The sequence below is a fragment of the Methanobrevibacter sp. YE315 genome (genome assembly GCF_001548675.1).
GTDB lineage: Archaea > Methanobacteriota > Methanobacteria > Methanobacteriales > Methanobacteriaceae > Methanocatella.
In genome coordinates this window covers 1,179,090-1,204,140 of record NZ_CP010834.1, presented here as the reverse complement: position 1 = coordinate 1,204,140, position 25,051 = coordinate 1,179,090, and the positions used below count along the sequence as shown (strand labels likewise).

The window sequence follows — 25,051 nt, the reverse complement described above, 5'->3', positions numbered from 1 at the left end:
TAATTCTCTTAGTATAAAATGTTTAATTAATGAGATACATATTAACTAATATAATATTTTAAAATGTGATTCTTATGAAGTTCTGTCGTGAATGTGGTTGTGAAAATCTGGATGAGGCAAGGTTTTGCAAAAATTGCGGTTTTGAATTCAGCTCATTGCCTCCAATTGAAAATAAGCCAAATGGGGATGTTAAGGTAGTTGCAAATCAGAATAGGGATTCAATCATTTCCAAATTATTCTATAAAACTGACAAATACACTGGCGAGTTAAGGTTTGCCAAGGCAAAATCAATAAGCATTGCCGTATTCGTCATAATGTTTTTTGTCGAGGTGGGTATTGTCTGGAGTCAAGGAAGCATTATCCTAATACTCTTGTCTTCAATTATTTTCGGCTTGATTTTTGCAGTTCCAACATATATTATCGGATATGCTCTAGGATGGGCCATTGATAGATTGACACATTAATCAGTACAGTTTTTCACCGGTGTACAGGTTTTCTTCAGTGTAAATTCTGATAAGCCTATCGATTAAGTCATCATACATCAATCTGTGACCTACTGCTCCTCCTTGTGGGGTTTGTACATTGTTTAAGGATGTATCTGAAAATTCCCCGCAGTTGTTAATGATATACCACATTCCGTGAGGGGTGTAGATGAACAGCTCTCCTTCACCTTTGTCAAAACCCTTTTTGAAGCTGTCCTGCGGATCATATATCTTTGTGGAATGAACCGCCAGCCTGCTTAGATTCTGCTCAGGCCTTGTTCCACCCTTTTCAAACAGCATCTTAAGCCATTCATATGACTGGTCAATGAGATTGGCCTTTTTGATTGGATCTTTGAATGCCTCTTTTACCTTGTTTTGCCTTTTTTCCAGGGTATTTGTTATGCCCAGTATCTCCTCGACTTTGCAAACATCCTCTTCAAGGCATCTCCATCCTTCAGGCCTTCCGGTCACCTGGACATTTCCTTCGACAAAGTCCATCCTTTTGAATTTTCTGAAATACGGTTTTACCTTTGCAAATTCCTCATCGGGTATTCTTTTGTTCAGTCCGTAAAGATAGCCGTATTCGTTAGCGTCATAGCATTTTGTTTCCAGTTTTAATTCATTGTCTGCCATAGTATCATGCCTTGTTTATCTATTGATTCTTTTTAGATATATTAATTTTCGTTAAATTTTTTTCACATAATCTTATAAAATATTATAAATTTGCATGATTTTAAATTTTGATTGAATAAAATTTAATAAAGCTAAATATTTATGATGAAACCTTCATAAAAAATTTAAATTATATATAGTTTATTTTATAGATAACTAATTATTCAGTTAAACAATTATTTTGAAATTTTAACGGGTTGTTGAATATGGATTTTAAAAAGATAACGCTAGTGGCATTTGTGCTGCTGGCCATTTTAACAATTGGCGCTGTTAGTGCAAGCGGTGATGTCATACCCGATGAACTGGCAGCTAGTGAAGAGGGGGACCTGATTGAGGCTCCTATTAATGATGATTTGTTGAATTTTGATGGTGCTGATTTTGATGTCGGTGCTGATGATGAGGATGATGAAGACGATGAGGATGATGAAGACGATGAGGATGATGGAGAATTATTCTCCCCTCTTTTGGTATTTATAGGTAATGTAACAACAGGAGAGCATCCGGATGGTATGGTATCACTGGTTACAGATGATTTCATCTATATTTATAACATCGACCACTTTTCAGACCTTGAAGGAAATGTCACCCTTAATTTTGACAGTGGAAAATATGTTTACGAACTCTCCGGTGATGATTTTGAAGTTTCATATGATGAAAGCAATGAATTCATTCGTGAATGTTGGATGGGATTAACAGATGATGTTAAACAATTAATCCTTGAACATCAAAACGAAAACCTAACAGTCACATACGATTATACAGGCAATGGCGAAAGCTTCTCAACATCCGTAAAACGCCTTATAAAAGATGAGGCTTCATACAGGATAAACACCATAGATGAAATGAGTTGCCTATTCGGATTTGAAATTTCAGACACCATATTGACCAATGATGAGGACATTGCAGTAAATATATCTTGTTATGACAGCAATTGGATGTTGGCCCACAATGATTTGGGTGGAGGAGAAATCCTTGTATATGTGGATGACAATGAAGTTGCAAGATATGATATGCATCCTGACTTGGTTTCAGATTCACCAAGAAGCCAACTTTTAAAATTATCCGATTTGGGAATTTCCTCAAGCGGAACATACAACGTTAAGATTACACAAATACCAGATCTTTATGATGAAGACGAGGAAGAGCACGACGTATATATGGTTGCTGATGAAACCGAAATCATCTCCCAGGACATTACAGCAAACTTGAATCATGAACCGTTCATCTCAATTGATGCAGAGGATATCGATTATGGTGAGGATGCCGTAATCATTGCAAATTTATATAGTGATGTTCCGGGAAATGTCTGGTTTACCGTAAATGGTGTATCTGGAAAATCTAAAATCACAAATGGCGTTGCAACCTACACAGTTTCCGGATTGAAAGCAGGAACATATAACGTTTCAGCACGCTATGGAGGTAACTACAAATATGATGCTCAAACAATCACAACTGCATTCAACGTTAATAAACTTAATCCATTCGTATCAGTATCACCTGTGATAGTCAGATACGGTCAAGATGCTGATATTAATGTTAATTTGGCCAGCGATGTTCCTGGCAATGTTTGGTTTACCGTAAATGGTGTTACCGATAAGGCAAAAATCACCGACGGCGTTGCAACCTACACAGTTTCAGACCTAAAGTATGGAAGGTATAATGTTGATATTTCCTATGGTGGTAACTACAAATACGCTAAAAGTACAATAAACACCACCATTAAGGTGAATAAGAACTTGCCGATTGTGGCAGTCAATACAACAGATGTCGGCTATGGTGAAGATGCTGTAATCAGTGTAAGTTTAGCGAAAAATGTGCCTGGAAATGTATTGATTACCGTAAACAATGAAACCAAAAAGGAAAGAATCACCGATGGTGTTGCAACAGCAACATTCACAGGATTGAAACGCGGAACCTATGGTGTTGAGGTTAGCTATGCAGGTAATGTAAATTACATTGCACAAACAAAAACCGCAAGCTTCAATGTCGGTAAGGGAAATCCAATCATATCAGTAGATGCTCCTGATATGGCTTATGGTGAAGATGCCATAATCAATGTTAATTTGCACAGCGATGTTCCAGGAAACGTATGGGTTACAATAAAGAAAGGTGCTGTAATCATTAAGGATATTGGTAGGAACAGAATCATTGATGGAAAAGCCGTTTTCAAAGTTTCAGACCTAAAAGTAGGATCATATAATGTAGTAGTTCTTTATGCGGGCAATGTTAACTATAATGAACAAACACTAAAATCCACATTAAATGTGATTAAGGCAGACCCTATCACTTCAGTATTGGTTGAAAACATCAAAGTTGATGAGGATGCTGTAGTAACTGTGAAATTTGCAGATAATGTCCATGGTTTTGTAAAAATTACAGTTAATGGAAATACTCAAAGAGTTCTGATTGTCGACGGTCAAGCAAGCGCAACTTTCTCTGGCCTTAAGGCTGGAACCTATGTTGTAAGTGCAGTTTATGCGGGAGCTACAAACTTCAATGCCCAAACAGCAAACGCAACATTTAGCGTGAATAAGATTGCACCTGGCTTGTCAGTAACTCCTGTTACAAAAAGCGGAACAACCACTTTCACAGCCAAAATCGCGCAAGATGCTCCAGGTAACATAAAATTCATTGTTGATGGAGCCACATACAAAAATAGGATAGTAAATGGTATTGCAACTTTAACACTTTCCGATTTGGCAAGTGGAAGCCATACAGTTATAGTAAACTATGCCGGAAACTACAAATACTCTGCACAGACCAAAACAAAAACTTTCACAATATAGATAGGGAATCAGATTCTCTATTCTTTTTTTTCTTTTTTTATATGGGTAGATTGGAATTCTTTTTTTGATTTTTGTAATAATTTTTATTTAATCTCTATTTTTTTTATTAAAATGTAATATATCATTCACTAAATTCAACAAATTAACTATATATATGTCCTTTGATAGATTTATTTTCATATTTAACTTAAAAATAGGTTTAAAAGGTGTAATTTCTTTGAAATTTAATAAATTATTGATAGTCAGCTTGTTTTTGCTGGCTATTTTAACAATAGGGGCTGTAAGTGCAGCTGATGAAAACATTACAGAATCAACGGGAGATATTTTATGCACGGACAATTCCCGGGATGTTTTAACCGTTGATGCTACAGATAATAGTGAACTTGAAGCGTCCCCTGCTGACTTTGCTGAACTTGATAGTTTGGTGGCAAATACTGCTAGCGGGAAAACATTGATGCTAGAAAAAGATTATATAAGAACAACAGATGGTGGAATTTATGTTTCTGAAGCCATTACTATTGATGGACAAGGACATACTATAGATGGAAATTCAAAATCAAATTTTTTCTTCACTATTAATAATAAAAATGTGGTATTGAAAAATATTAATTTTATTAATGGTGGACCGAATAGTGTTGTTGGTGGTTCTAGTAGTGGAAGTAGAGGTTTTTCAATATACAATTGTTCTTTTGCGAATTGTACAGGTTTTTCTTCTCTTTGGTATGGAAATGCTTATAACTGTTCTTTTGTGAATTGTAATGATACTTTAGGTTCTGGTGGTGGTGCTATTTATTATGGTAATGCTTATAATTGTTCTTTTGTGAATTGTAAAGCTACTTCAGGTTCTGGTGGTGCTATTTATTGTGGTAATGCTTATAATTGTTCTTTTGTATATTGTTATGCTTCTTTGTCTGGTGGTGCAATCTGTAATGGTAATGCTATGAATTCTTATTTCAGTAATTGTTCAACCAAAAGCAGTAATGCAGCCATCGTTGGGGGAACAGCCACTAATTGTACTTTCGTAGAGTGTCAAGCTTCAGCAGCAATCAATTCAGTCAGAGCAAATGACATTACTTATGGATCTTATGCTTATATTTATGTCTATGGGGAAAGCAATGCAGGTTATGTGAATGTTACAGTAAACGGACAAACCAAAAAAGTAACCCCTTCCTCCTATGGATCTTATGTTTCTTTCGCAGGTTTGGCTGTTGGCACATATCAGGCCAAAGTGACCTATTCCGGAAGCGCATACTTTGATGCTCAGGAGCTTCCATTCACCATTACTGTGAATAAGGCGTCAAACCCAATCAAGTCAGTTGCACAGCCTGCCACCAAAGTCGGCTATGGTGAAAATGTCACAATCAAGGTGGACATGCTGAATGGGAAGATTAACGGTAACGTGTGGTACAGCATTTCTGATAAAAACAAAACCAAACTCATCATAGACAAGATGAGCATCAATAAAGGTGTTGCAACAACTTCAATTCCAAGTCTAAGCATGGGCAAGTATACTCTCCACGTCTATTTTGCGGGAAATGCACATTACAATGCTCAAACCATCAAAAAGACCTTCAATGTGGTTAAAGGAACTCCAATAGCTTCAGTCAATGTTACCAATTGGGCAATCGATTCAGACCCAACAATCAAAGTCAAAGTCAACAATGTCAACGGAAACATCTGGTTCACAGTCTCAGACGAAAACAAGACCAAAATCTTAACAGACAAAATCCATATCGAAGACGGATGGGCAATCGCTTCCATTCCAGGACTTACAGCAGGCAAATATTACCTGCACATATATTATGCAGGAAATGTACATTATAATGCCCAAAAAATGAAGTCCAGTTTTGAAGTGACCAAGATTTCACCTGAAATGACAGTTTCAAAGACTACTGTGAACGGACAAACTGTTCTTACCGCTACTGTTCCAAATGATGCACGCGGAAACATTAACTTTGAGGTTAACGGAAGCTCATACAAAGCCCAAATTGTTAAAGGTGAGGCTCTCGTAACACTGCCGGACATGGAGCCGGGAACCTACGAGATCACATCCAGCTACTGCGGTAACTTCAAATACCTTCCGGAAACAAAAACATGTACAATAAAAATCAAATAGAGGATTAATTTCTCTATTCTTTTTTTCTTTTTTTCAATACCAAATCAGTAAGATATTTTTATATAAAAAACTAATATTTATTCATGGTTAAAGTAAGTATTATAGGTGCAACAGGTGTTATAGGTAAGAATGTTGCATTTACGTTGGCAAGTGAAGACACAGTTGATGAGATTGTAATGTTTTCAAGGCCTCAAAGTCTTGAAAAGGCAAAAGGCGAAACTTATGACATGTATGATGCTCTTGCTGCAGAAGATATTGACTGTAAGCTTACTCCTTCCTGCGATTACAATGACCTGGCAGGTTCTGCAATTGTCCTTATTGCTGCAGGCACTCCCAGAAAGGAGGGCATGAAAAGATTGGATCTGGCTGTTCCGAATGCGAGGATAGTTTCCCATTATTCTGAAAAGATAGCTGAATATGCACCGGATACTATTATTCTAGTGGCAACCAATCCAGTTGATGTGATGACAACTGTCGCACTTAAGGCATCAGGATTTAAGAAGAAAAAGGTCATAGGTGTCGGAAACCACTTGGATTCTTTAAGGCTGAAAAACTATTTCTCAAGGTATCTTGACATAAACAGCTCTGAAGTCCACACAAGGGTAGTCGGTGAGCATGGAGATCATATGGTTCCCCTTTTAAGTTCTACAACAATAGGTGGTATGCCTTTAAAGTATTTCATTGAACATGTGGATGTTGATGTTATTGGGCTTGTAAACCAATTGAGAAATGCTGGAAATACAATCATTACCAAAAAGGGAGCAACAGAGTATGGTCCTGCCTTTGCTATTTCAAACCTGATTTCAACAATCATTACGGATTCCCATAAGGTATTGACAGTAAGCTGCTATCTGGATGGTGAAATTGCAGACGTCCATGATGTCTCTTTAGGTGTTCCGGCTGTCATTTCAAAATACGGCATTGCAATGATTGTTCCGATTCACATGAATGATTTTGAGAATAATGAATTCATTAAGGCTTCCGAAATTCTTAAAAGGGCAACAGACGAGGTTTTCGAACATATTGGAGAGGAAATCCGCACGGTGGAAAAATGAAGTTGGTTGTTCAAAGGGTTTCAAATGCTAGTGTTGAAGTCGATGAAAAAACCGTCGGCAAAATCGATGGGGGTTTGATGGTTTTGGTAGGATTCGGCGAAAACGACACTGAAAGGGAAGCTGATTACCTTTCAAAAAAGCTTGTTAAGCTTAGGATTTTCCAGGATGAAAACGGTCGCATGAACAAATCTGTAAAAGACATTGGAGGAAAATTGCTTTTGGTTCCTCAATTCACGTTATACGCCCATACTAAAAAGAACAGACCATCCTTTCACAAGGCATTGGCTCCGGATAAGGCAACAGTCTTATTTGACTATTTTGCACAAAAGTGCAGCGAAGAGGTTGATGTTGAAACCGGCGAGTTCGGAGCATACATGAAGGTCTCTCTCCTGAATGACGGGCCTGTAACAATTCTTCTTGAAAAGGAATTTGATGAATAGTAACAATTTAAATACATATGTTTAAAAATTATAAAATCATATTAATATTTAGATAATCATTGGAGAATTGAACGATGTCTAATGAAAACTCTAGAATTCAAGAGATTAGAAGATTGACAACACCATTTACATTCAAAAATTCAAAGGCCTATGATTCAGATGGCAATTTGATTAAATGTGTTGAAAAGCTCTCGGATATAAGATTTCCAATCGAGCCAAAAGAGGGTATTCTAACCGATGATGAAATTCTCAAATATGCTGCCGACTCAAAGGCGGCTTCAAAAATCAGGCTTGAAAGGGGTGCGGGCAGCATATCGGACGTATTTACTATTAATGATTTTCTTCCATGGTATTTGGGACTGTATTATATTCTTGTAATCTGCTTTGCAATTCCATTTATATACTGGGGAAACAAGCTTGTCATGTTTATATTTTTGATATTGTCAATCCTTCCGTTAATTTATCTGTATAAAATAACCAATTCAACCAGTTACATAAAAACAAAAGCCAAACCAATTGTTGATAATCCTGTTCACACTGATTCGACCCGTAAGAAAATTGAGATTGAAGGCCTTGAATCACTTAAGAAATATGAAAAGGAAATTAACAATCTAAATGTATTGTTCGATGTTAAGGAGGAAGTGGTAAGAAAATTAATAGAAAAGCGATTTTCTCCTCCACAGATTACTTATGATAGGTTCATTTCAATTATAGACAGTTGTCATAAGTTATTCTACTCACAGTCCGATGCTGCATTAAACATTATTCATTTGGCTGCTGAAGATACTCCTAGGGTTGAAGATGAACTACAAAAAAAGATAAATACTATGAAAACTATTATTAATCAGATTGAAGATTTGACTAATGAATTGGTCATTAATATTAATTCAGATGAAGAATCCAAAGAAGATGTTAAAAGCTTATTGGATGAAATGGAAAGCTTAATTGATTCAGTAAAAGAATATTAGGTGTTTAAAATGACTAAAAATTGTCGAAAATGTGGGGCACAGGTTTCTGACGATGCGAAATTCTGTCCGGATTGCGGATATGATTTCACTTCATTTAGCAAAAAGGAAAACTCCAACGGCAAGTTTAACTTCAGCATGCTGTTTGTAATCCTGATAATTGCCATATTAATCATCGGTTCAATATGGATTGTGACATCCGATTTTGGCGGTGATGATAAAAATAAAACGCAAAATGATGATGTTGACAGGGTAATTTTAACAATCACTGATGTCAACGGTTATTCAGGAACTTCAGGAAAAACCAGCTATACAATCTATACTGAAGCGTTGTTTGACCGTGTTCCCTCAGATATGAAGGGATACAATGTTAAGACAACATATTATGATAAGAACAATACTGTAATAGGCAGTGAAATAGAAAGCTTGGCTCATATATATTATGAATCCAATTATGCGTTAAGCTTCGGACACTATACAACATACAGAATGCCGAATCCCGACCATGTTGTTGTTGAAATAATCAAGGACGGAAAGACAATTGACAATTACACTTCTCAAATTGATCAAGGAAAAATAAAATTTTTAAACTAAGGTGATATGATGGCTGAATTTTCATTAAACGTTGATGAAATAAAAGACGATGTCGAAACAACTATAAAAGAAGAAGAAAAAAAATTGGAAAACTCAAATCTTAAAAACCAAGCTCAAGACAATGCTACTGCAATATTTGAAACTGATTTAAACAATCCTCAAGCAAGGGAAGCAATATTAAAACCATTGGACAATTTCGGTTTGAATGATATGACCAAATCAGCGGCTCACAATGAGATGTTGGCTACAAGATTCGTCGATTTGACCAAAGGCGGAAAAGAGGCAGACAGCATAGGTGAAAACTTAATCGAGTTGAACAAGCAAGTCAAGGATCTAGACCCAAGCAGAGTGGACTTTGCCAAAAAAGGCGTATTGGGAAATCTGGTCAATCCTGTCAGAAAATACTTCGCTAAATATGAAAAGGCTGAAGTTGCAATCTCAGACATTGTAGCATCCCTTGACAAAAGCAGCAAAGTTCTTCAAAACGACAACGTAACCCTTTTGAATGAAGAGAATTATCTAAGGGAAGTTACCAATAAGCTTCTTGCAGATATAGAACTTGCAAAGCAGATGGACCAATCAATCGAATCACAAATTCAGACTGCTGAAATAGAAGGCGTTGATGAGGATAAGATTTCATTTGTTCGTGAGGAAATCCTATTCCCTCTCAGGCAAAGAATCATGGACATGCAGCAGATGATTGTTGTAAATCAGCAAGGAATCGTATCACTTAATGTTATCAGAAGAAACAATAAGGAATTGATTAGGGGTGTCAAACGTGCACAAAACGTAACCGTTTCAGCTTTAAGAACAGGTGTGATGGTTGCAAGTGCGCTTTATGATCAAAAAATCGTAATGGATAAAATCAACATCCTGAACTCAACAACTGAAAACATTATTGAATCCACTTCACACATGCTCAAGGAACAAGGAAGCGAAATCCAAAAGCATAGTGCAGAGACCATGATTTCACCTGAAGTATTGAAGGCATCATTTTCAGAAGCGCTTCAGGCTATTGAAGATGTCAGCACATACAAGGAACAGGCTCTTCCTAAAATGAAAGAGACTATTGACATGTTCACTGATTTAGCAAATGAAGGTCAGAAAGTTGTTGATAAAATTGAAACCAGCAATGAAAACATTTTAGAATAGTAGGTTTAATCACCTACTTATAAAATTTTAGGTTTAAAAATGAGCACTATAGAAAAAATATTAAAATCCTGGTGGGTAATATTTTCGGCCATTTCATTTTTGACAGGTATCGGATTCATATACATTGGATTTAAGCATAACAATAAAAATTGGGTTATTGAAGGTATTGTCTATGAGATTCCATGGATTATGGGAACTGCATTGGTTAATGTAGGTTCATTAGGCAGCATCTATGCCACTTTGTGTATTGTTTTGATGTTTGTAGCTATAGTGAGGTCAATTTGGGTTGCAGTTAAACTTTGTGATGTATATGACAATCAGGAAAGATATAGGGTTCAGACCACTATCGTCAATAATTCAAATCTCGCATCACAAAATGACAGCTTTCCAGTCATACCTGCATGCTGCGCAGGTTTGATTTTAATATTTATAGCATTTGGTATAATAAGCACTTTCTAAGCCAAATGTATACTATTTTTTATATATTACAATTTTCAAAATATAATACATGAAAAGAAAAATCATAATCGCAATAATCGCTATTTTTATCATTATTCTAGCGGCAGGAGCAATCTACTTTGCAGATTACAGTCATGCTGAAAAAACAGCTACCGATTGCTTAAAGGACAACGGCAATGTTACTGTAGTTAAGACTTCCAACGCGCTGTTGTTCGACGGGCCGGGAAATGACACCGCATTAATATTCTATCCTGGTGCAAAAATAGAATCCACTGCATACGCTCCACTGTTAATGAATCTCTCAAAACAGGGAATTGATTCATATCTGGTTGAAATGCCACTGAATTTCGCATTTTTTGGAGCCAATAGCGCCGATGACATAATAAGCAATTCCAGCTACAGCCATTATTTCATGGCAGGCCATTCCTTAGGAGGTGTGGTGGCATCATCATATGTAAATAGCACCAACAATACTGATGGATTGATATTGCTTTCGGCGTATCCGACCAGTGAGATTTCAAAACCAGTCTTGTCAATTTACGGATCACAGGACAAAGTAATGGATATTGAAACATATGAAAATTCCACTAAAATGTTTAAGGCAAACTTCACTGAGGATGTAATAGAAGGGGCAAATCATGCCCAGTTTGCATATTACGGAAATCAGTCAGGTGATGGAATAGCAAATATTACCGCCGAAGACCAGCAGAATCAAACAATAAATGATATTTTAAGATTCATTAATGGCATAATTAATCATTAGCTAGTTTAAGGAGTTCTTCACCCGTCAGGTGGAATACGTTCCAATCCTTTTGTTGGGCGCCTAAGGACAGGTAGAAATCAATGCTCGGCTGATTCCAGGATAGGCATGTCCATTCAAACCTTCCATATCCCCTGTCCACAACTATTTTTGCCAATTTTTTAAGCAATGCCTTGCCGTATCCTTTTCCACGATATTCAGGATCTATGAAAAGGTCTTCAAGGTGCAGGTTGACATTTGATATGTATGTTGAAAAGCTTAAGAAAAACAATGCAAAGCCAATGACTTTGCCGTCTTCAAGGGCAAATATTACCTCTGCCTGTCTTTTGTCGAAGATCCATTTTTCCAGTTCCTCTTGTGTAGCTGTCACTTCATCCAATCTGTTTTCATATTCAGCTAATTTCTTGATGAATTCCAAAATCAATGGTGTATCTTCCCTTTCGGCATCTTTAAATGTCAACTCTGTCATGTTAATCATCTCTTAAAATATTTGTATAAGTTGCATCTTATATAATCATATGTTCAGACAGATGAGAAGGCAAAAGCAGGAACTTTCAAAAGAGGAATGCATTCAAATATTGAAAGAGGAGCCTCGTGGAGTTCTGGCTTTGTTGGGTGATGATGATTATCCTTATGCTCTTCCGATGAGCCATGTCTATGTTGATGGCAAAATATATTTTCATGGAGCCAAAGAAGGCCACAAAAGTGATGCGGTAAAATCCCATTCCAAGGTTTCCTACTGCGTAATGGATAAGGGAGTAAAGAAGAAGGGCAGCTGGTGGTACACCTTCAAAAGCGTTATCGTGTTTGGAAAAATCAAAACATTATCAGATAAAGAAGATAAAATTGATAAACTAACTCATCTGGGGGATAAATTCTTCCCGACACATGAAGAGACAGTTGCTGAAATCAATAGGCTTTTGGAGAGAACTGAAGTCTTTGAAATTACAATTGAGCATATGAGCGGCAAACTCGTTAGGGAAAAATAACTGGATGTAGGCAAGGACAATGAACAAGAGCAAACGAATATTTTATTATGATGCGTTAAGGGCAATGGCAATCATAGGAATAGTTTTCTGTCACGCTTCTATTTCATTTGTCTCACAATGCATTAACAGACCTGACTTTTATATAGCTGCATTCTTTGACTGCTTTAGGGATTTTTCAATACCGATTTTTGTAATGCTGAGCGGAGCGCTCCTGATTAACAGAAGAGATTCTCTGATTGATTTCTTCAAAAAAAGATTGTCAAGGATTTTCATTCCATTCATATTCTGGGTTGTAATGTCTGTTCTCTATTCATTTTACTATATAGACCACGGCTTCAGCTTAAGCAGGGCTATCGATATATTTTTTGGAACTGCCAACACCATGGGTGTTGCATATTGGTTTGTCTGGATGATTATTATAGTGTATTTTCTGATATTCATCATCAATAAGACCATTGAATGGGGAAACGGAAAAGTCGAAGGGTTCGATTGGAAATTCATTTTGATTCTAACAGCATTGTCTGTAGCTTTCATCGCATTGTGCGATTTTGATTTCATAAATCCTTTCACTTCCAGAATAACTTATTTCTTGTCGTTCATAACATATATTATCATAGGATACTTTGTAGCCAACAATGACTATATAGGAAGCAGTATTTCAACAAAACTGATGGTCGGCACTACATTTTTACTGTCAGTTGGATTGTACTCATACTACATATTCGGCTTTGTTGTTCCAAGGTCTATTCTGGCAAACCGTTTCGTATATATGAGCTATTTCAATCTTTTGATACTTGCGATGTCAGTCAGCATATTCCTGCTGTTCAAGTATCTTTTCAAGCTGAAACTTTTCCAGAACTTCGAAAACAGTAGGTTAGGTTCTTCAATCACATGGATAAGCAAATACAGCTTTGGGATTTACCTTTGTCATTATATAATCTTGCATAGGTTAAAAGTGATTTTAGTAAGCTTTTATGCAAATCAGAATCCTTTAATATGGATACCAATTTTAGTAATCATAACATTGGTTATTTCTTTAGCTGTTCTGTACGTTTTAAACAGGATTCCATTCTTAAACAAGTTCACGGGAAAATCTTAAATGGATTTAGGGGGATATTATTATGGATAAGGAGTTTTTATTTTCGATTATACTGCCGATATATAATACTGAAGAATATATTGGGGAAAGCATAGATTCAGTCATTTCACAGACTCTGGACTTTGAAGAAAATGTTCAGCTGATTTTGGTTGATGATGGAAGCACAGACGGCTCCTTAAAGATAGCTCTTGAATACCAGGAAAGATTTCCAGATAACATAGTCGTCATATCGAAGGAAAATCAGGGTGTAGGTGCCGCCAGAAATACCGGTCTTGAATATGTTAAGGGCAAATATGTTAATTTCCTAGATCCGGATGATTACTTTTCAGGTGATGTTTTAAAAAGCGTCAAGGAATTTTTTGATGAAAACGGTGATTTGATTGATTTGGTTTCAATAAAGGTCATGCAGTTTGAAAGGGTCAATGGTGATCATGTCTTGAATTTCAAATTCAAGGAGGATAGGGTCATTGATTTAACTCTTGAGCCGGACAATCCCCAATTGGCCGTCAATTCATCATTCATTAAACATGAGGCATTTAAGGATTTGAGATTCAGAACGGACTTGGTAAGCTCAGAGGATACCAATCTGACCTGCAAACTCTTGCTTGACAAAAAGGCATTTGGAGTATTGAAATCACCTATCTATTATTATAGAAAAAGAACTGATAAATCTTCATTGATTGACACTTCACTTTCCAAAAAGGGATTTTTCACAGACAGGATGAAAAACCATTTTATGGATGTGATTGACTATTGTATTGATAAGGAGGGTGAAGTGCCTTTGTTTATCCAGTATACACTGGCTTACAATATTCAATGGACTGTTAGATCTAAAATACCTGAATTTTTCACAACAGAAGAAACTGAAGAGTTCATGTGCTGGTTTAATCGGGTAATCAGTTATTTGTCAGTTGAATCATTATCCAGCAGGAAGCTTATTAAAAAGGATTCTTTGAGAAATTATTTAATTTCAAAATTTAATGGTGACATTCATGAGGTTGTTGATTTGAAAAGAAACAATGTCTTAATGAAAAGTAAGGACACTATTCTGGACAGATTAGATTATCATAATTTGTATGTTGTCTCAATCGATTTAACGGATGATCTTATCACCTTCACAGCTTCATTCAATTCTATGTTTAATTCAAAAAATCTGGTTTTCGAAGCTATTGTTGAATATGATGGGGGAAACGTTGAACACTTTATAGCCAAACCCTCAAAAACTTATTTTAGGGATAATGTTTCCTATTTTTCACAGACTGTTCAATATATTAACTGTATTGATATTGAAATCCCATCCGATGAATGCATTGACAATATTAAAATCGCAGTTAATTATTATGCTGAAAATCATGTCATAACACGGCATCCGCCTGTTGTGCTTAAACAGAGTGATAATCAATTTGAGCTCGTAGATAATTTAATCATTCCAAAAGATAATATAGTTTGGAAACATAAAGTAGTTCCTATGATAGGCAATGATTGGGATTTGGCTTTGGAGGAGGAATTTCAAAAGGATTACTTTAAAGGAATAATGGATTTCATCAATGGAGAATATGACAGCAAAACAATTTATCCTCCATATGAGGATATCTTCAATGCATTTAAGCTGACACCATTAAAAAATGTTAAGGTAGTCATATTAGGCCAGGATCCGTATCATGAGGAGGGCCAGGCACATGGACTTGCGTTTTCAACACCTGAAGGTAGGCCAATTCCAAAATCTCTTAATAATATTTTCAAAGAGATAAATGATGAATATGGTTATCCGATTCCGGAATCAGGCTGCTTAGAAAAATGGGCAAAGAATGGTGTATTTCTGTTGAATACAGTTTTGACAGTTGAAGATGGCAATGCCAATTCCCACAGCAAATGCGGATGGCAGACATTTACTGATGAGGTAATAAGGATACTTAATAGCCAAAATCAGCCTATAGTATTTTTGCTTTGGGGAAAACAAGCTGAAAAGAAAAAGAAACTTATTACAAATGAAAATCACCTGGTTCTGATTACTTCCCACCCTTCACCGTTTTCAGCATGGCGAGGATTTTTGGGTTCAAATCATTTTATAATGGCCAATGAATTTTTAAAGGAAAACAATGTGGAAGAAATAGATTGGAGATTGTAGTCATTTAACTCTGTATTCATGTATAAGATATTAGATGCCCAATTATCCTTAAATACGTCTCATGTTATAGATGAGTGCATGTTTTTAGTTGATTATTCCATAGCTGAAGCCATTAGTACCTACTGATACAAATGAATGATGGCCATTATCACGGGGATAGTCATACCTTTGTGACTCAATTGCGTCAATAATCTTGTAGTTTTCAAATTCCTCATTTAATATTTTATAAAATTCGTCATGGGAATATTTGCTTGGTGATGAACTTTTAACGACTTCTTCTATCTGAGGTGTTATTTCAGATCCTTTCCAGGCTATATAATAGAATTCCTCACCTGCAGAAAACCATAATTTTGAATTTGTAGTATTGTCCATTCTGTCATGAGCGGTAAAATGAATGGCGTCATGGCCGGAAACATTTACCTTTTTGAATTGGTTGTGCTCTATGAAATATCCGTACAGCTCCATTATGTTGGGATTGACGTATCTGACTGTAAATACATTGATATCGTAGTCATATTCATACATATTGAAATCGCTGCTGTAAGGGTTTTCGTATTCCGGAGGAATTTTGAACTCTTCATATCCTACATTGGCAGTAGTCCAATTGGAAGAGTCTATTGCATTAACCCATCCCATCAATAGGATGGATGCCAATAAAAGAAGAATGATTTTCTTAATCATGGTAATAGTATGTGTTTAATGATATTTAAATTACTATTTCGTAATCGGTTTTCCTGTTGTCGCGCATTCTGGAATCCATATCGACCAGGTCATAAACCAAGGGGTTGGAAATAAGCATAGACCAGATTTCGAAAGTGACTCGGACAAACTCATCGTTCAATCGGATATGGTCATTAACGATAGGGCATTTGTATGGAAATTCGCTTTCATCGAATATCAGATGGAATTCCCCTTTCTTGTTGATATGTGGAATGAGTGGAAAAGTTCTGCATTGGATTGGCCTGATGGACCTGTCGCATTTTGGAGGATTGACGCATTTGACCAGGTAGATTTGGCCTTTCCATGAATGTGGATATTTGATTTCGGATGAATCCATGAAATAGAGTTCGAATTCATCGCTGTCTTCATACATCAGTTCCTCTCCGGGAAGCAGATAAAGGGCCAGTTCCTCATTTCTATAGTCTTCCGCGTCATAAACGCAGCAGACTTCACCGCATAATTTGCCGCAATCGAAATCAACGGGAGTAACCTCATCAAGCCTCTCATATATTTTTCTTATTGTTTCTTTCATTTCTTCGGCTGTAATTTCCATATTATCTACTTTTTATATTGATTCTAATCAATTATATATTTTAACTAACAAGCGTTAGTTTTATATAATTTGAAATTCTAAAAGTAATTGTAAACTAACAACTGTTCGCTAGTGATAACATGACAAAAGATAAGATTCTTGAGATTTCAATAAATCTGTTCTCGCAATTCGGATATGATGGGGTTTCAATAAGGCAAATCGCCGGTGAAGTCGGAATCCGCGAAAGCTCAATATACAATCATTATCCAAACAAGCAATCAATACTAAATGCCATCTTGGACTATTACATTGAAGAGATGGTTCGAGATGAAATACCAATCGAACAGGCTGCAATAAATATGGATAGAGGATTTGACTATTTCTACAAGGCAGGCTGTGACGCATTCCTCTCAAAGCTGCATGAAGACAAGATGATGAAAATAACAAGGCTGTTTTTTATTGAATCCTATCACAACGACGAAGTGAAAAACTTTCTGAAAAACGCCATCATCGAGGCGCCGGTCTATGGCTGGATTGACCTGTTTAACATGATGAAATCAAAAGACTTGATAAGACAGGACTGCGATGTAAAGCAGCTTTCCGAATCATTCTTCTATTATGGAATGTTTCTGCTCTATGAGCATTTCATCATCAACTATCCCGAAGATGACGAAAAGTTCCTCAAGGAGTTTTTGCAAAAGACACAGAAGCATGCAAGAATAATTTTCGATTCAGTAAAAGTGGAAGGTGGGTATTAGATTGAAATTAAGGCTTGAAAGAGAAGAGGATTATCTTGAAGTGGAAAAGCTTGTCAGAAATTCGTTCTGGAATATATATCGCCCTGGAGCATATGAACATTACATCGTGCACAATTTAAGAAATGATGATAGATTTATCGGTTATTTGGCTTATGTCATTGAAAAGGATGATATGATAATAGGCCACATCAACTATTCGCTTGGAAAAATCAGCTATGAGGACGGATTTGAGGATGCGGCCATTTTAGGTCCGATAGCCATTGATGAAAACCATCAAAATCAGGGATTCGGATCTCAGCTTATAGAATATACTTTAGGATTGGCTGAAGAGAAGGGCATTCCATTTGTCTTTGTTGTTGGCGATGAAAATTACTATTCAAGATTTGGATTTGAAAGCGCATCAAAATATAATTATTATCTGGAAAATACTGATTCAAATGAGGAAAATCCCTTTTTCATGATTAGAATTTTCGATGAAAGTAAAATCAGCAATGATTTGGGAATATTCCGCAATCCCGATGTATTCAATGTAGATGAAAGTGAAGTCGATGAATTTGACAAGCAGTTTGAATATAAGGAAAAACTAGTGCAGGAAGGTCAATTAGGTGTTTAAATGAAATGTGTAATTATTAACGGTTCACCGAGAAAGAAGAATACTTGGTCTGTAGTGGAACAAGTGAAGAGCAATCTGGAAGCTGAGTTTGATGAGATTCACTTGATGAAGGAAAAGATTCCAATGTGCAACGGATGCTTTAAATGCATCTTGGAAGGGGAAAACAGATGCCCCCACTTTGACAAGATAAACCCTATTATAGAAAGTATAAGGAAATCAGATGCAATAATAATTGCTTCTCCGGTTTATTCGATGAACGTGTCTGCACTGTTAAAGAACTTCTTTGACCATACGGCGTATTTATATCACAGACCGGAGTTTTTTGACAAAAAGGCATTGGTTGCCGTTACGACTGCAGGTGCCGGTCAGAAAAAGGTGGCCAGTTATATTGATGAGACATTAAGGCATTGGGGAGTAAACAAGGTTTATAAGATATCTATTGCCTGCGGCGGAAAAGACCATCTTGAAACCAAAAAGATTGATCAGATAGCAGGCAAGTTCAGAAAAGACATGGAGTCAGATAAGTTGAGCAGCCCGAAATTCGTGGATGTTTTTTACTATAATCTATGGAGGGCAATGGCATTATCAGATGACCCTTTGAAAGCAGATAAGGAATATTGGTTTGAAACAGGTCTTGTCAACCATGATTTCGCTCCGCAAGTCAAATTGAATGTTTTCAAAAAGGCTTTTTCCAAAATACTGTTTTTCATTTTAAGAAAAGCCATCAAATAGGCTTTTCGCTTTATTTTTTTTCACATTTTAATTGTTTAAAAATTAACTGTTCACTTCGAAACATTTATATCTGATATGATATAAATCATTAATCAGGTGAAAAAATGGGAGATGAAAGCTTTCAGGGGATATTTGACAATTCCCCTTTTATAGCCTGGATACACAATATTTCAAAAAACCAGATGAAATATCTGAATTCAAAAATTCAGGATATGGATTTGGGTCATGAAATGAGATATATCATGGCAGTTTATGATAATCAGGGATTGTCTCAGGACGATTTAGTTCGCATTTTTGGTCAAAGCAAGGCAAGCATTGCAAAATCAGTCAAAAAGCTTGAAGACCAAGGATACATCAAAAGGGAAATCAATCCAAACAACAGGCGAAAATACATGTTAAAGACCACTTCCAAAGGAGAGGATTTGGTTCCTAAAATCAGAAAAATATCCAAAGACTGGGAAAAGGAAGTTGGAATAACACAGGACGATAAGGAAATAATTGAAAGAATTAAGGAAATAGCTATCAATGGAATGAAATTGGTGGAGGATTTATAATTTTAACAAGAGGGATAATATGAAGTTTGATAATGAAACATCTGTAGTTCTAGTATCATTTCTTACATCATTTTTTGCAGTGTTTTTAGCTGCAGGCATAGTCATAGGTGTGCCGTCAATTGCAAGTGAATTTGCAATGAATAATGTCGTTCAAAACTGGATAATAACAATTGCCCTGCTTGTTGTAGCGGTATTTACGCTTCCTGCAGGACAGCTTTCCGGTAAATTCGGTGTCAAGAAATCATTAATAATTGGTGTTGTGATTTTCATAGTCGGTTCGATAGGTGCATGCTTGGCATTTTCCAGCGAATCATTTTTATTTTTCAGGGTAATTCAAGGTATAGGCGGAGCATTTTCCAATGTTTCTGCAATGGCAATGGTAGTACAAGCAATCAACCCTAAAAACAGAGGTAAGGCTTTGGGATTAACTGTTACTGGGGTATATTTGGCAGGTTCACTGTCTCCTGTAATCTGCGGATTTTTGGTTTATAACTTTGGCTGGAGGTCCATGTTCTACTTTACAATTCCATTTTTCCTAGTCTGCATTGCGCTTATGATATGGAAGATTCCGGGAGATTGGAAGACATATGAAAACGATAAGATCGACTCCATAGGTTATCTTATATATGGAATAGGCATTTTATTGTTTATATATGGATTTACAAGTCTGATGAACTTTATGGGACAAGTTTGTGTGCTTATAGGATTTATTTTACTGGTTGTATTTGGATATTATGAAACTAGAACTGTCAGTCCGGCATTCAACATGAGGCTGTTTAAAAACATGAAGTTCACTTCATCCAATATTGCGGCTCTCTGCAGTTATCTTGCAGTGGCGGCGCTCACTACAATCTTGAATTATCATTTCCAGTATGTCAGGGGATGGAACGCTCAGATGTCAGGACTGATATTGATCATTACTCCTATCATCATGGCATTCATGGCTCCTAATTCAGGAAAACTATCAGATAGGATACATCCTCAAAAATTGGCGGCTATAGGAATGACCATTGCAACATTTGCACTGTTTATCTTAATATTCCTGGATGCAAACACTCCAATTTATCTTATAGTGCTGGCAATGGTATTGCAGGGTATAGGTATGGGACTGTTCACATCACCAAATACGAATGCAATCATGAGTTCTGTTCCGCCAAAAGAAACCCCGAATGCATCTGCGGCACAGTCAGCTATGAGGACAATTGGCCAGACCATGAGTTTGGGTTTGCTTACACTGGTTTTTGCTTGGATCATGGGCACTTTGCCACTTGAAACAAAATATGCAGGCATGATTGTTCAAAGTTCCCAAATTGTTTGCATAATATGTACAGTCATATGTATAATTGCAATTTTAGCATCTTTGGTTGGCGTAAAATCAACCGATGAATTTAATATTGAACAGGCAGGTTAATTATTATTTAATGGATTTTATTAAGAGGGATTATTATGAAATTTGATTTAGAAACAATTGTAATAGCGGTGTCATTTATCACTTCGTTTTTCGCTGTATTTTTATCAAACGGGATTATTATAGGAGTACCGGCTATTGCACAAGAGTTTGCAATGAATAATGTTATCCAAAATTGGGTTCCGACTATATTTTTCCTTGTGGTGGCTCTCTTTACAGTCCCCGCAGGACAGATATCAGGTAAATTTGGTGTTAAAAAATCTTTGCTTGGAGGCGTACTCCTTTACTTATTCGCTTCCATCGGTGCGGTGCTTTCATTTTCTACAGAATCATTTTTGATTTTCCGTATTCTTCAGGGAGCGGGCGTAGCATTTTTAAATGTTTCCGCAATGGCTATGGTTGTACAGGCTGTCAAACCTCAAAATAGGGGTAAGGCATTAGGATTCACTGTTACAGGTGTTTACCTGGCAACTTCATTATCTCCGGTAATCTGCGGATTTTTAGTACACAACTTAGGTTGGAGAGCAATGTTTTACTTTGTAATTCCTTTCCTTATAGTTTGTGTATTGCTCTTGGCATTTAAAATACCTGGAGAATGGAAAACCTATGAAAAGGACAAAATCGATACTGTCGGTTCAGTATTATATGCAATCGGTATCCTGTTGTTTATCTATGGATTTACAACATTGACAACAAGCACAGGTCTGATTTTAACAATTGTTGGACTGGTTGTATTAGTAATCTTCGGAGCTTATGAGCTCAGGCAGAAATCACCTGTATTCAACATGAACCTATTTAAAAATAAAAAGTTCACATCTTCCAATATTGCCGCTTTATGCAGCTATTTGGCGATAATGGTGGTTACTACAATCTTGAATTATCATTTCCAGTATGTCAGGGGATGGAACGCTCAGATGGCAGGTCTGATATTGATTATTACACCTATTATCATGGCAATAATGGCTCCTAATGCAGGCAAGCTTTCAGATAGGATCCATCCGCAGAAACTTGCAGCTACCGGAATGGCGATTGCAGCTGTTGCATTGATTATATTGATATTCTTAAATAAGGACACTCCGCTTTATTTGGTGGTTTTAGCAATGATTCTCCAGGGTATAGGTATGGGACTATTCTCAAGTCCAAACATGAATGCAATCATGAGTTCCGTTCCGCCAAAAGACGCCCCAACAGCTTCAGCTTCACAGGCAACAATGAGAACAATAGGCCAGACCATGAGCCTAGGTCTTTTGACATTGGTATTTGCTTGGGTAATGGGCAGTTTGGAACTGGCTCCACAGTATGCAGACATGATTGTGCAGGCTTCTCAGATAATATGTATTATTTGTGCCGTTGCATGCATTTTAGCCATTTTCGCATCCTTGATAGGAATCAAATCCAAAGATGAATTCAATACACAAAGGCCAAATTAGTTAGCCGTATATGGCTAATTAATTTTTTTTATTTTTTTTTTCGAAAATATTTTTAAATAATATAAAGAAATATATATTTAACAAGAAATGATTTTATGAGTGGTTTTATTTATGGCAAATCAAAAAATGGAAATTGAATTAACCCCTGAACAAGCTGAAAAAGTTGAAATATTACAATCAAACGGCATCAGCGTTGGTGAAGCTATTGACATGCTTTTTACTATTAAGGATGACATAAACAGTCAGGATTTAGAATCTCACTTTGATGATATTGACAATGAATTGGAAGTATTTTTAAAATTGAACGACGATTCAATTGCTTATGAAAATAAACGAAAAATATTGGAAAGCGAATACGGACCTGCAGCTGAAACTTATGAAATGAGAGCTCAAAAGGCGAAACGCAGTATCAGCTGGGCTAAAGACTTCTTTAATTTCTAATTATTTTAATCTGATTATTCCAGATTCAATAGAATAAACTAAGTTATTCGTATAATTTAGTTTGTCTTTTTTCTTTTTTTAAAAAACTAGTTTTTAATCAGTCTTATCAGTGAAACCAAACCGATTATTGCTGTGATGCTTTCAATTGCAGCTGATGAAAAATCATAGATTGCAAGGAAATACACAACATAGATTGCACTGTTAATAATAAAGCTTGCTTTAATGGTTTTAATTGATTTCAGATAGTAATTGCATAATGTTATCTCAACAATTGCAATAATAGGCAATAATCCGACTATGCCCATCGTATTGACCAGACAACCAATGACTATTGAAATGATAAGGAAAAATATTGTCCATTTGAATGTCAATTTATCATAATACACCATTGCATTTCTAGAAGCGGCAATGGCCATTGTGGTTACTCCTGTCCAGGACAGGAAAAACACAGAGGAAATCATTAATATGAAGGCATTTAGAAATTGGTATTTGTAGGCTTCCTTTTCATCATTAACCCACATGCTTAGGATGATGAAGATACCTGCTATTAAAGATATAAAATTTCCTATGATGATATTAATTGCAAAATCCATGTAAATCAATTCAAAAAAATAATTTCTTTCTATTATTAATTTTTAGATAAAAATTTATATATTTTTTTACAAATATTAAATCCGAGGTTAGATTATGGATTACGATGTCATTTATATTGGAAGTGGAAATGCGGCATGGCAAGGAGGCCGATTTTTAAGAAAAGCAGGCCTTAAAATACTGATTGTTGAAGAAAGCCTATACGGTGGAGCATGTGCAAACAGGGGCTGCAACTCTAAGGCCCTGCTTGATGCGCCTTATGAAATAAAGGCATTGACAGAAAACTTTGAAGGAGTTGGAAAATCAGGCAATTTTGATGTGAACTGGTCTGATTTGATGGAACTGAAAAGGCAGCGCATTGCAGGCATGTCCATATTTCTGGACGGCAAGTTCGATGAATACGACCTGGATGTGGCTCACGGAAAAGGTGTTATCATAGACGAGCATACCGTTCAGGTAGGACAAAGGAAGTTTACAACCGATAAGATTGTGATATGCACAGGTCTAAAACCGGTAATTCCAGACATCAAAGGAAAGGAATATCTGCATGACAGCACTGACTTTTTAGACATATCAGAACTTCCAAAACATACAATAATCATAGGTGCTGGTTTTGTTGGCATGGAATTTGCATCAATTCTTGCCGAAGCGGGCCTTGAAGCCGATGTAATAATAAGGGGAAACATGGCACTTAAATATTTCCACCAGCCATATGTCCAAAAGATAATTGAAATTCTAAAGGAAAAGAACATTCGTTTCCATTTTAACCAAAGCGTTAAGGAAATTATAAAAGATGACAATGTCATAATCGATAATCCGGAAAGCAAAGTTCTCAATGTAACAAGTGCAATGAATTCCGATGAATTTTTAAGAGACCCTGAATCAAAAGTTGACAACAAGGCATATGAAAATGCATTCACCGTCAATTGTGAAAGCGGACTCAGCCTGACAGGGGATTATGTGATTGCTGCAATGGGCCGTACAGCCAATGTGGAAGACATTGGCCTTGAAAATGTAGGATTGACCTATACCAATAAGGGAATCAAGGTAAACGGACATCTTCAAACAGAAGTCCCTAACATCTATGCCTCAGGAGATGTGGCAGATACGGGCATTGCAAAGCTCGTAACCGTTGCAATACACCACTCAAAATACCTTGCAAAAGAGTTGCTGGGCGAAGCTGATGAAATTACTTATCCTGTCGTTCCTGCAGTTGCATATACAATACCTAGAATTGCCACAGTTGGTGTTCCGGCATATATTGCAGAAAAAAGCGATGAATATGAAGTTCACACTATAAAGTACGGCAGATCATATTCTCTTGAGCTTAAAAATGACAGGACCGCCGAGGCAAAAGTCATTGTTGATCGTGATTTAAACATTGTGGGTGCTGAAATATATGCTGCAGAAGCCGAAAACGTCGCAAACATGTTTGCATTTATCATCAACAAAAAGATTACTCTTGAAGAACTTGACTATATGATATATGCATTCCCTTCAAGCAGTTCAGTCTGCTTGTATAAGCTGCATAATATTCATTATAAATTCTAAACTTGAATAATAGAAGGTGTTGAA

Annotated in this window: 26 protein-coding genes; 21 read left to right on the top strand and 5 right to left on the bottom strand. The window is 36.4% G+C overall.

The genetic code is table 11. The annotated features are described in order from the left end of the window. Nucleotides 1-74: 74 nt before the first annotated feature. Nucleotides 75-464, top strand: a complete 390-nt coding sequence (locus TL18_RS05165) for a zinc-ribbon domain-containing protein (RefSeq protein WP_067042368.1) — start codon at nt 75-77, stop codon at nt 462-464. Here the strand turns inward: TL18_RS05165 and TL18_RS05160 are convergent, their stop codons facing one another. Next, the gene (locus tag TL18_RS05160; protein WP_067042365.1) at nt 465-1,115 is read right to left on the bottom strand and encodes a hypothetical protein; all 651 of its coding nucleotides are present in this window, start codon (nt 1,113-1,115) and stop codon (nt 465-467) included. A 245-nt stretch (nt 1,116-1,360) separates the two neighbouring features. On the opposite strand from TL18_RS05160, the gene TL18_RS05155 reads away from it, so the two are divergent. From TL18_RS05155 to TL18_RS05115, 9 genes are all read left to right on the top strand, one after another. Then, the gene (locus tag TL18_RS05155; RefSeq protein ID WP_067042362.1) at nt 1,361-3,940 is read left to right on the top strand and encodes an Ig-like domain-containing protein; all 2,580 of its coding nucleotides are present in this window, start codon (nt 1,361-1,363) and stop codon (nt 3,938-3,940) included. A gap of 217 nt (nt 3,941-4,157) precedes the next feature. Next, entirely contained in the window at nt 4,158-6,056 is a 1,899-nt protein-coding gene (locus TL18_RS05150) for an Ig-like domain repeat protein (RefSeq protein WP_067042359.1), read from the top strand. Between the two features lie 83 nt (nt 6,057-6,139). Then, entirely contained in the window at nt 6,140-7,111 is a 972-nt protein-coding gene (locus tag TL18_RS05145; RefSeq protein WP_067042356.1) for a malate dehydrogenase, read from the top strand. Next, complete coding sequence (gene dtd / locus TL18_RS05140) at nt 7,108-7,551, top strand: D-aminoacyl-tRNA deacylase (RefSeq protein ID WP_067042353.1); 444 nt, start codon at nt 7,108-7,110, stop codon at nt 7,549-7,551. Before TL18_RS05145 ends, dtd begins: the two co-directional genes overlap by 4 nt. Before the next feature lie 74 nt (nt 7,552-7,625). Next, complete coding sequence (locus tag TL18_RS05135) at nt 7,626-8,519, top strand: hypothetical protein (RefSeq protein WP_067042351.1); 894 nt, start codon at nt 7,626-7,628, stop codon at nt 8,517-8,519. A 9-nt stretch (nt 8,520-8,528) separates the two neighbouring features. Further along, nucleotides 8,529-9,110 carry a zinc ribbon domain-containing protein gene (locus TL18_RS05130; protein WP_067042348.1) on the top strand — a complete coding sequence of 194 codons (582 nt, stop codon included), beginning with the start codon at nt 8,529-8,531 and terminating at the stop codon, nt 9,108-9,110. Nucleotides 9,111-9,119: 9 nt separating this feature from the next. Continuing rightward, nucleotides 9,120-10,262: a toxic anion resistance protein gene (locus tag TL18_RS05125; RefSeq protein ID WP_067042346.1), complete on the top strand. Its 1,143-nt coding sequence runs from the start codon at nt 9,120-9,122 to the stop codon at nt 10,260-10,262. 39 nt (nt 10,263-10,301) lie between these two features. Next, complete coding sequence (locus TL18_RS05120) at nt 10,302-10,721, top strand: hypothetical protein (protein WP_067042343.1); 420 nt, start codon at nt 10,302-10,304, stop codon at nt 10,719-10,721. Between the two features lie 49 nt (nt 10,722-10,770). Next, nucleotides 10,771-11,484, top strand: coding sequence for an alpha/beta hydrolase (locus TL18_RS05115; RefSeq protein ID WP_067042340.1), 714 nt, complete (start codon nt 10,771-10,773; stop codon nt 11,482-11,484). Here TL18_RS05115 and TL18_RS05110 read toward each other — a convergent pair. Beyond that, nucleotides 11,474-11,950, bottom strand: a complete 477-nt coding sequence (locus TL18_RS05110; RefSeq protein ID WP_067042337.1) for a GNAT family N-acetyltransferase — start codon at nt 11,948-11,950, stop codon at nt 11,474-11,476. The two genes, TL18_RS05115 and TL18_RS05110, sit on opposite strands and share 11 nt — an antisense overlap. Before the next feature lie 49 nt (nt 11,951-11,999). Between TL18_RS05110 and TL18_RS05105 the strand changes: the two genes are divergently transcribed. The 3 genes from TL18_RS05105 to ung are packed head-to-tail and all read left to right on the top strand — an operon-like array spanning nt 12,000 to nt 15,697. Next, complete coding sequence (locus TL18_RS05105; protein WP_067042335.1) at nt 12,000-12,470, top strand: pyridoxamine 5'-phosphate oxidase family protein; 471 nt, start codon at nt 12,000-12,002, stop codon at nt 12,468-12,470. 19 nt (nt 12,471-12,489) lie between these two features. Beyond that, nucleotides 12,490-13,569, top strand: coding sequence for an acyltransferase (locus TL18_RS05100; RefSeq protein WP_067042332.1), 1,080 nt, complete (start codon nt 12,490-12,492; stop codon nt 13,567-13,569). A 22-nt stretch (nt 13,570-13,591) separates the two neighbouring features. Beyond that, complete coding sequence (gene ung / locus TL18_RS10725) at nt 13,592-15,697, top strand: uracil-DNA glycosylase (protein ID WP_082706398.1); 2,106 nt, start codon at nt 13,592-13,594, stop codon at nt 15,695-15,697. Between the two features lie 84 nt (nt 15,698-15,781). Here ung and TL18_RS05090 read toward each other — a convergent pair whose 3' ends face one another. Beyond that, a complete protein-coding gene (locus tag TL18_RS05090) occupies nt 15,782-16,378 on the bottom strand; it encodes a hypothetical protein (RefSeq protein WP_067042329.1) in 597 nt (198 codons plus the stop codon). 25 nt (nt 16,379-16,403) lie between these two features. Next, nucleotides 16,404-16,970 carry a hypothetical protein gene (locus TL18_RS05085; protein ID WP_067042326.1) on the bottom strand — a complete coding sequence of 189 codons (567 nt, stop codon included), beginning with the start codon at nt 16,968-16,970 and terminating at the stop codon, nt 16,404-16,406. 119 nt (nt 16,971-17,089) lie between these two features. Between TL18_RS05085 and TL18_RS05080 the strand changes: the two genes are divergently transcribed. From TL18_RS05080 to TL18_RS05050, 7 genes are all read left to right on the top strand, one after another. Next, nucleotides 17,090-17,707, top strand: a complete 618-nt coding sequence (locus TL18_RS05080; RefSeq protein ID WP_067042323.1) for a TetR/AcrR family transcriptional regulator — start codon at nt 17,090-17,092, stop codon at nt 17,705-17,707. A gap of 1 nt (nt 17,708) precedes the next feature. Beyond that, nucleotides 17,709-18,320 (top strand): GNAT family N-acetyltransferase, encoded by a 612-nt coding sequence (locus TL18_RS05075; RefSeq protein WP_067042320.1) that lies wholly within the window; start codon nt 17,709-17,711, stop codon nt 18,318-18,320. Next, on the top strand, nt 18,321-19,052 hold the full coding sequence (locus TL18_RS05070; RefSeq protein WP_067042317.1) for a flavodoxin family protein: 732 nt from the start codon (nt 18,321-18,323) through the stop codon (nt 19,050-19,052). 104 nt (nt 19,053-19,156) lie between these two features. After that, nucleotides 19,157-19,606, top strand: a complete 450-nt coding sequence (locus TL18_RS05065; RefSeq protein WP_067042314.1) for a MarR family winged helix-turn-helix transcriptional regulator — start codon at nt 19,157-19,159, stop codon at nt 19,604-19,606. Nucleotides 19,607-19,625: 19 nt separating this feature from the next. Next, nucleotides 19,626-21,017, top strand: a complete 1,392-nt coding sequence (locus tag TL18_RS05060; protein WP_067042311.1) for an MFS transporter — start codon at nt 19,626-19,628, stop codon at nt 21,015-21,017. Between the two features lie 35 nt (nt 21,018-21,052). Further along, on the top strand, nt 21,053-22,444 hold the full coding sequence (locus TL18_RS05055) for an MFS transporter (protein WP_067042308.1): 1,392 nt from the start codon (nt 21,053-21,055) through the stop codon (nt 22,442-22,444). A 111-nt stretch (nt 22,445-22,555) separates the two neighbouring features. After that, nucleotides 22,556-22,885, top strand: coding sequence for a hypothetical protein (locus tag TL18_RS05050; RefSeq protein WP_067042305.1), 330 nt, complete (start codon nt 22,556-22,558; stop codon nt 22,883-22,885). 86 nt (nt 22,886-22,971) lie between these two features. Here TL18_RS05050 and TL18_RS05045 read toward each other — a convergent pair whose 3' ends face one another. Beyond that, nucleotides 22,972-23,478 (bottom strand): YgjV family protein, encoded by a 507-nt coding sequence (locus tag TL18_RS05045; protein ID WP_067042302.1) that lies wholly within the window; start codon nt 23,476-23,478, stop codon nt 22,972-22,974. Between the two features lie 94 nt (nt 23,479-23,572). On the opposite strand from TL18_RS05045, the gene TL18_RS05040 reads away from it, so the two are divergent. Then, nucleotides 23,573-25,027 carry an NAD(P)/FAD-dependent oxidoreductase gene (locus TL18_RS05040; protein WP_067042299.1) on the top strand — a complete coding sequence of 485 codons (1,455 nt, stop codon included), beginning with the start codon at nt 23,573-23,575 and terminating at the stop codon, nt 25,025-25,027. Nucleotides 25,028-25,051 lie beyond the last annotated feature (24 nt).

What these genes read in the sequence shown, in the direction of transcription:
- TL18_RS05065 (WP_067042314.1), top strand. Translation starts at nt 19,157, where the DNA reads ATGGGAGATGAAAGCTTTCAGGGGATATTTGACAATTCCCCTTTTATA.
- TL18_RS05070 (WP_067042317.1), top strand. Translation starts at nt 18,321, where the DNA reads ATGAAATGTGTAATTATTAACGGTTCACCGAGAAAGAAGAATACTTGG.
- TL18_RS05105 (WP_067042335.1), top strand. Translation starts at nt 12,000, where the DNA reads ATGTTCAGACAGATGAGAAGGCAAAAGCAGGAACTTTCAAAAGAGGAA.
- TL18_RS05045 (WP_067042302.1), bottom strand. Translation starts at nt 23,478, where the DNA reads ATGGATTTTGCAATTAATATCATCATAGGAAATTTTATATCTTTAATA.
- TL18_RS05155 (WP_067042362.1), top strand. Translation starts at nt 1,361, where the DNA reads ATGGATTTTAAAAAGATAACGCTAGTGGCATTTGTGCTGCTGGCCATT.
- TL18_RS05050 (WP_067042305.1), top strand. Translation starts at nt 22,556, where the DNA reads ATGGCAAATCAAAAAATGGAAATTGAATTAACCCCTGAACAAGCTGAA.
- TL18_RS05120 (WP_067042343.1), top strand. Translation starts at nt 10,302, where the DNA reads ATGAGCACTATAGAAAAAATATTAAAATCCTGGTGGGTAATATTTTCG.
- TL18_RS05145 (WP_067042356.1), top strand. Translation starts at nt 6,140, where the DNA reads ATGGTTAAAGTAAGTATTATAGGTGCAACAGGTGTTATAGGTAAGAAT.
- TL18_RS05165 (WP_067042368.1), top strand. Translation starts at nt 75, where the DNA reads ATGAAGTTCTGTCGTGAATGTGGTTGTGAAAATCTGGATGAGGCAAGG.
- TL18_RS05115 (WP_067042340.1), top strand. Translation starts at nt 10,771, where the DNA reads ATGAAAAGAAAAATCATAATCGCAATAATCGCTATTTTTATCATTATT.
- TL18_RS05100 (WP_067042332.1), top strand. Translation starts at nt 12,490, where the DNA reads ATGAACAAGAGCAAACGAATATTTTATTATGATGCGTTAAGGGCAATG.
- TL18_RS05080 (WP_067042323.1), top strand. Translation starts at nt 17,090, where the DNA reads ATGACAAAAGATAAGATTCTTGAGATTTCAATAAATCTGTTCTCGCAA.
- TL18_RS05055 (WP_067042308.1), top strand. Translation starts at nt 21,053, where the DNA reads ATGAAATTTGATTTAGAAACAATTGTAATAGCGGTGTCATTTATCACT.
- TL18_RS05090 (WP_067042329.1), bottom strand. Translation starts at nt 16,378, where the DNA reads ATGATTAAGAAAATCATTCTTCTTTTATTGGCATCCATCCTATTGATG.
- TL18_RS05130 (WP_067042348.1), top strand. Translation starts at nt 8,529, where the DNA reads ATGACTAAAAATTGTCGAAAATGTGGGGCACAGGTTTCTGACGATGCG.
- TL18_RS05060 (WP_067042311.1), top strand. Translation starts at nt 19,626, where the DNA reads ATGAAGTTTGATAATGAAACATCTGTAGTTCTAGTATCATTTCTTACA.
- ung (WP_082706398.1), top strand. Translation starts at nt 13,592, where the DNA reads ATGGATAAGGAGTTTTTATTTTCGATTATACTGCCGATATATAATACT.
- TL18_RS05135 (WP_067042351.1), top strand. Translation starts at nt 7,626, where the DNA reads ATGTCTAATGAAAACTCTAGAATTCAAGAGATTAGAAGATTGACAACA.
- dtd (WP_067042353.1), top strand. Translation starts at nt 7,108, where the DNA reads ATGAAGTTGGTTGTTCAAAGGGTTTCAAATGCTAGTGTTGAAGTCGAT.
- TL18_RS05110 (WP_067042337.1), bottom strand. Translation starts at nt 11,950, where the DNA reads ATGACAGAGTTGACATTTAAAGATGCCGAAAGGGAAGATACACCATTG.
- TL18_RS05125 (WP_067042346.1), top strand. Translation starts at nt 9,120, where the DNA reads ATGGCTGAATTTTCATTAAACGTTGATGAAATAAAAGACGATGTCGAA.
- TL18_RS05040 (WP_067042299.1), top strand. Translation starts at nt 23,573, where the DNA reads ATGGATTACGATGTCATTTATATTGGAAGTGGAAATGCGGCATGGCAA.
- TL18_RS05160 (WP_067042365.1), bottom strand. Translation starts at nt 1,115, where the DNA reads ATGGCAGACAATGAATTAAAACTGGAAACAAAATGCTATGACGCTAAC.
- TL18_RS05085 (WP_067042326.1), bottom strand. Translation starts at nt 16,970, where the DNA reads ATGGAAATTACAGCCGAAGAAATGAAAGAAACAATAAGAAAAATATAT.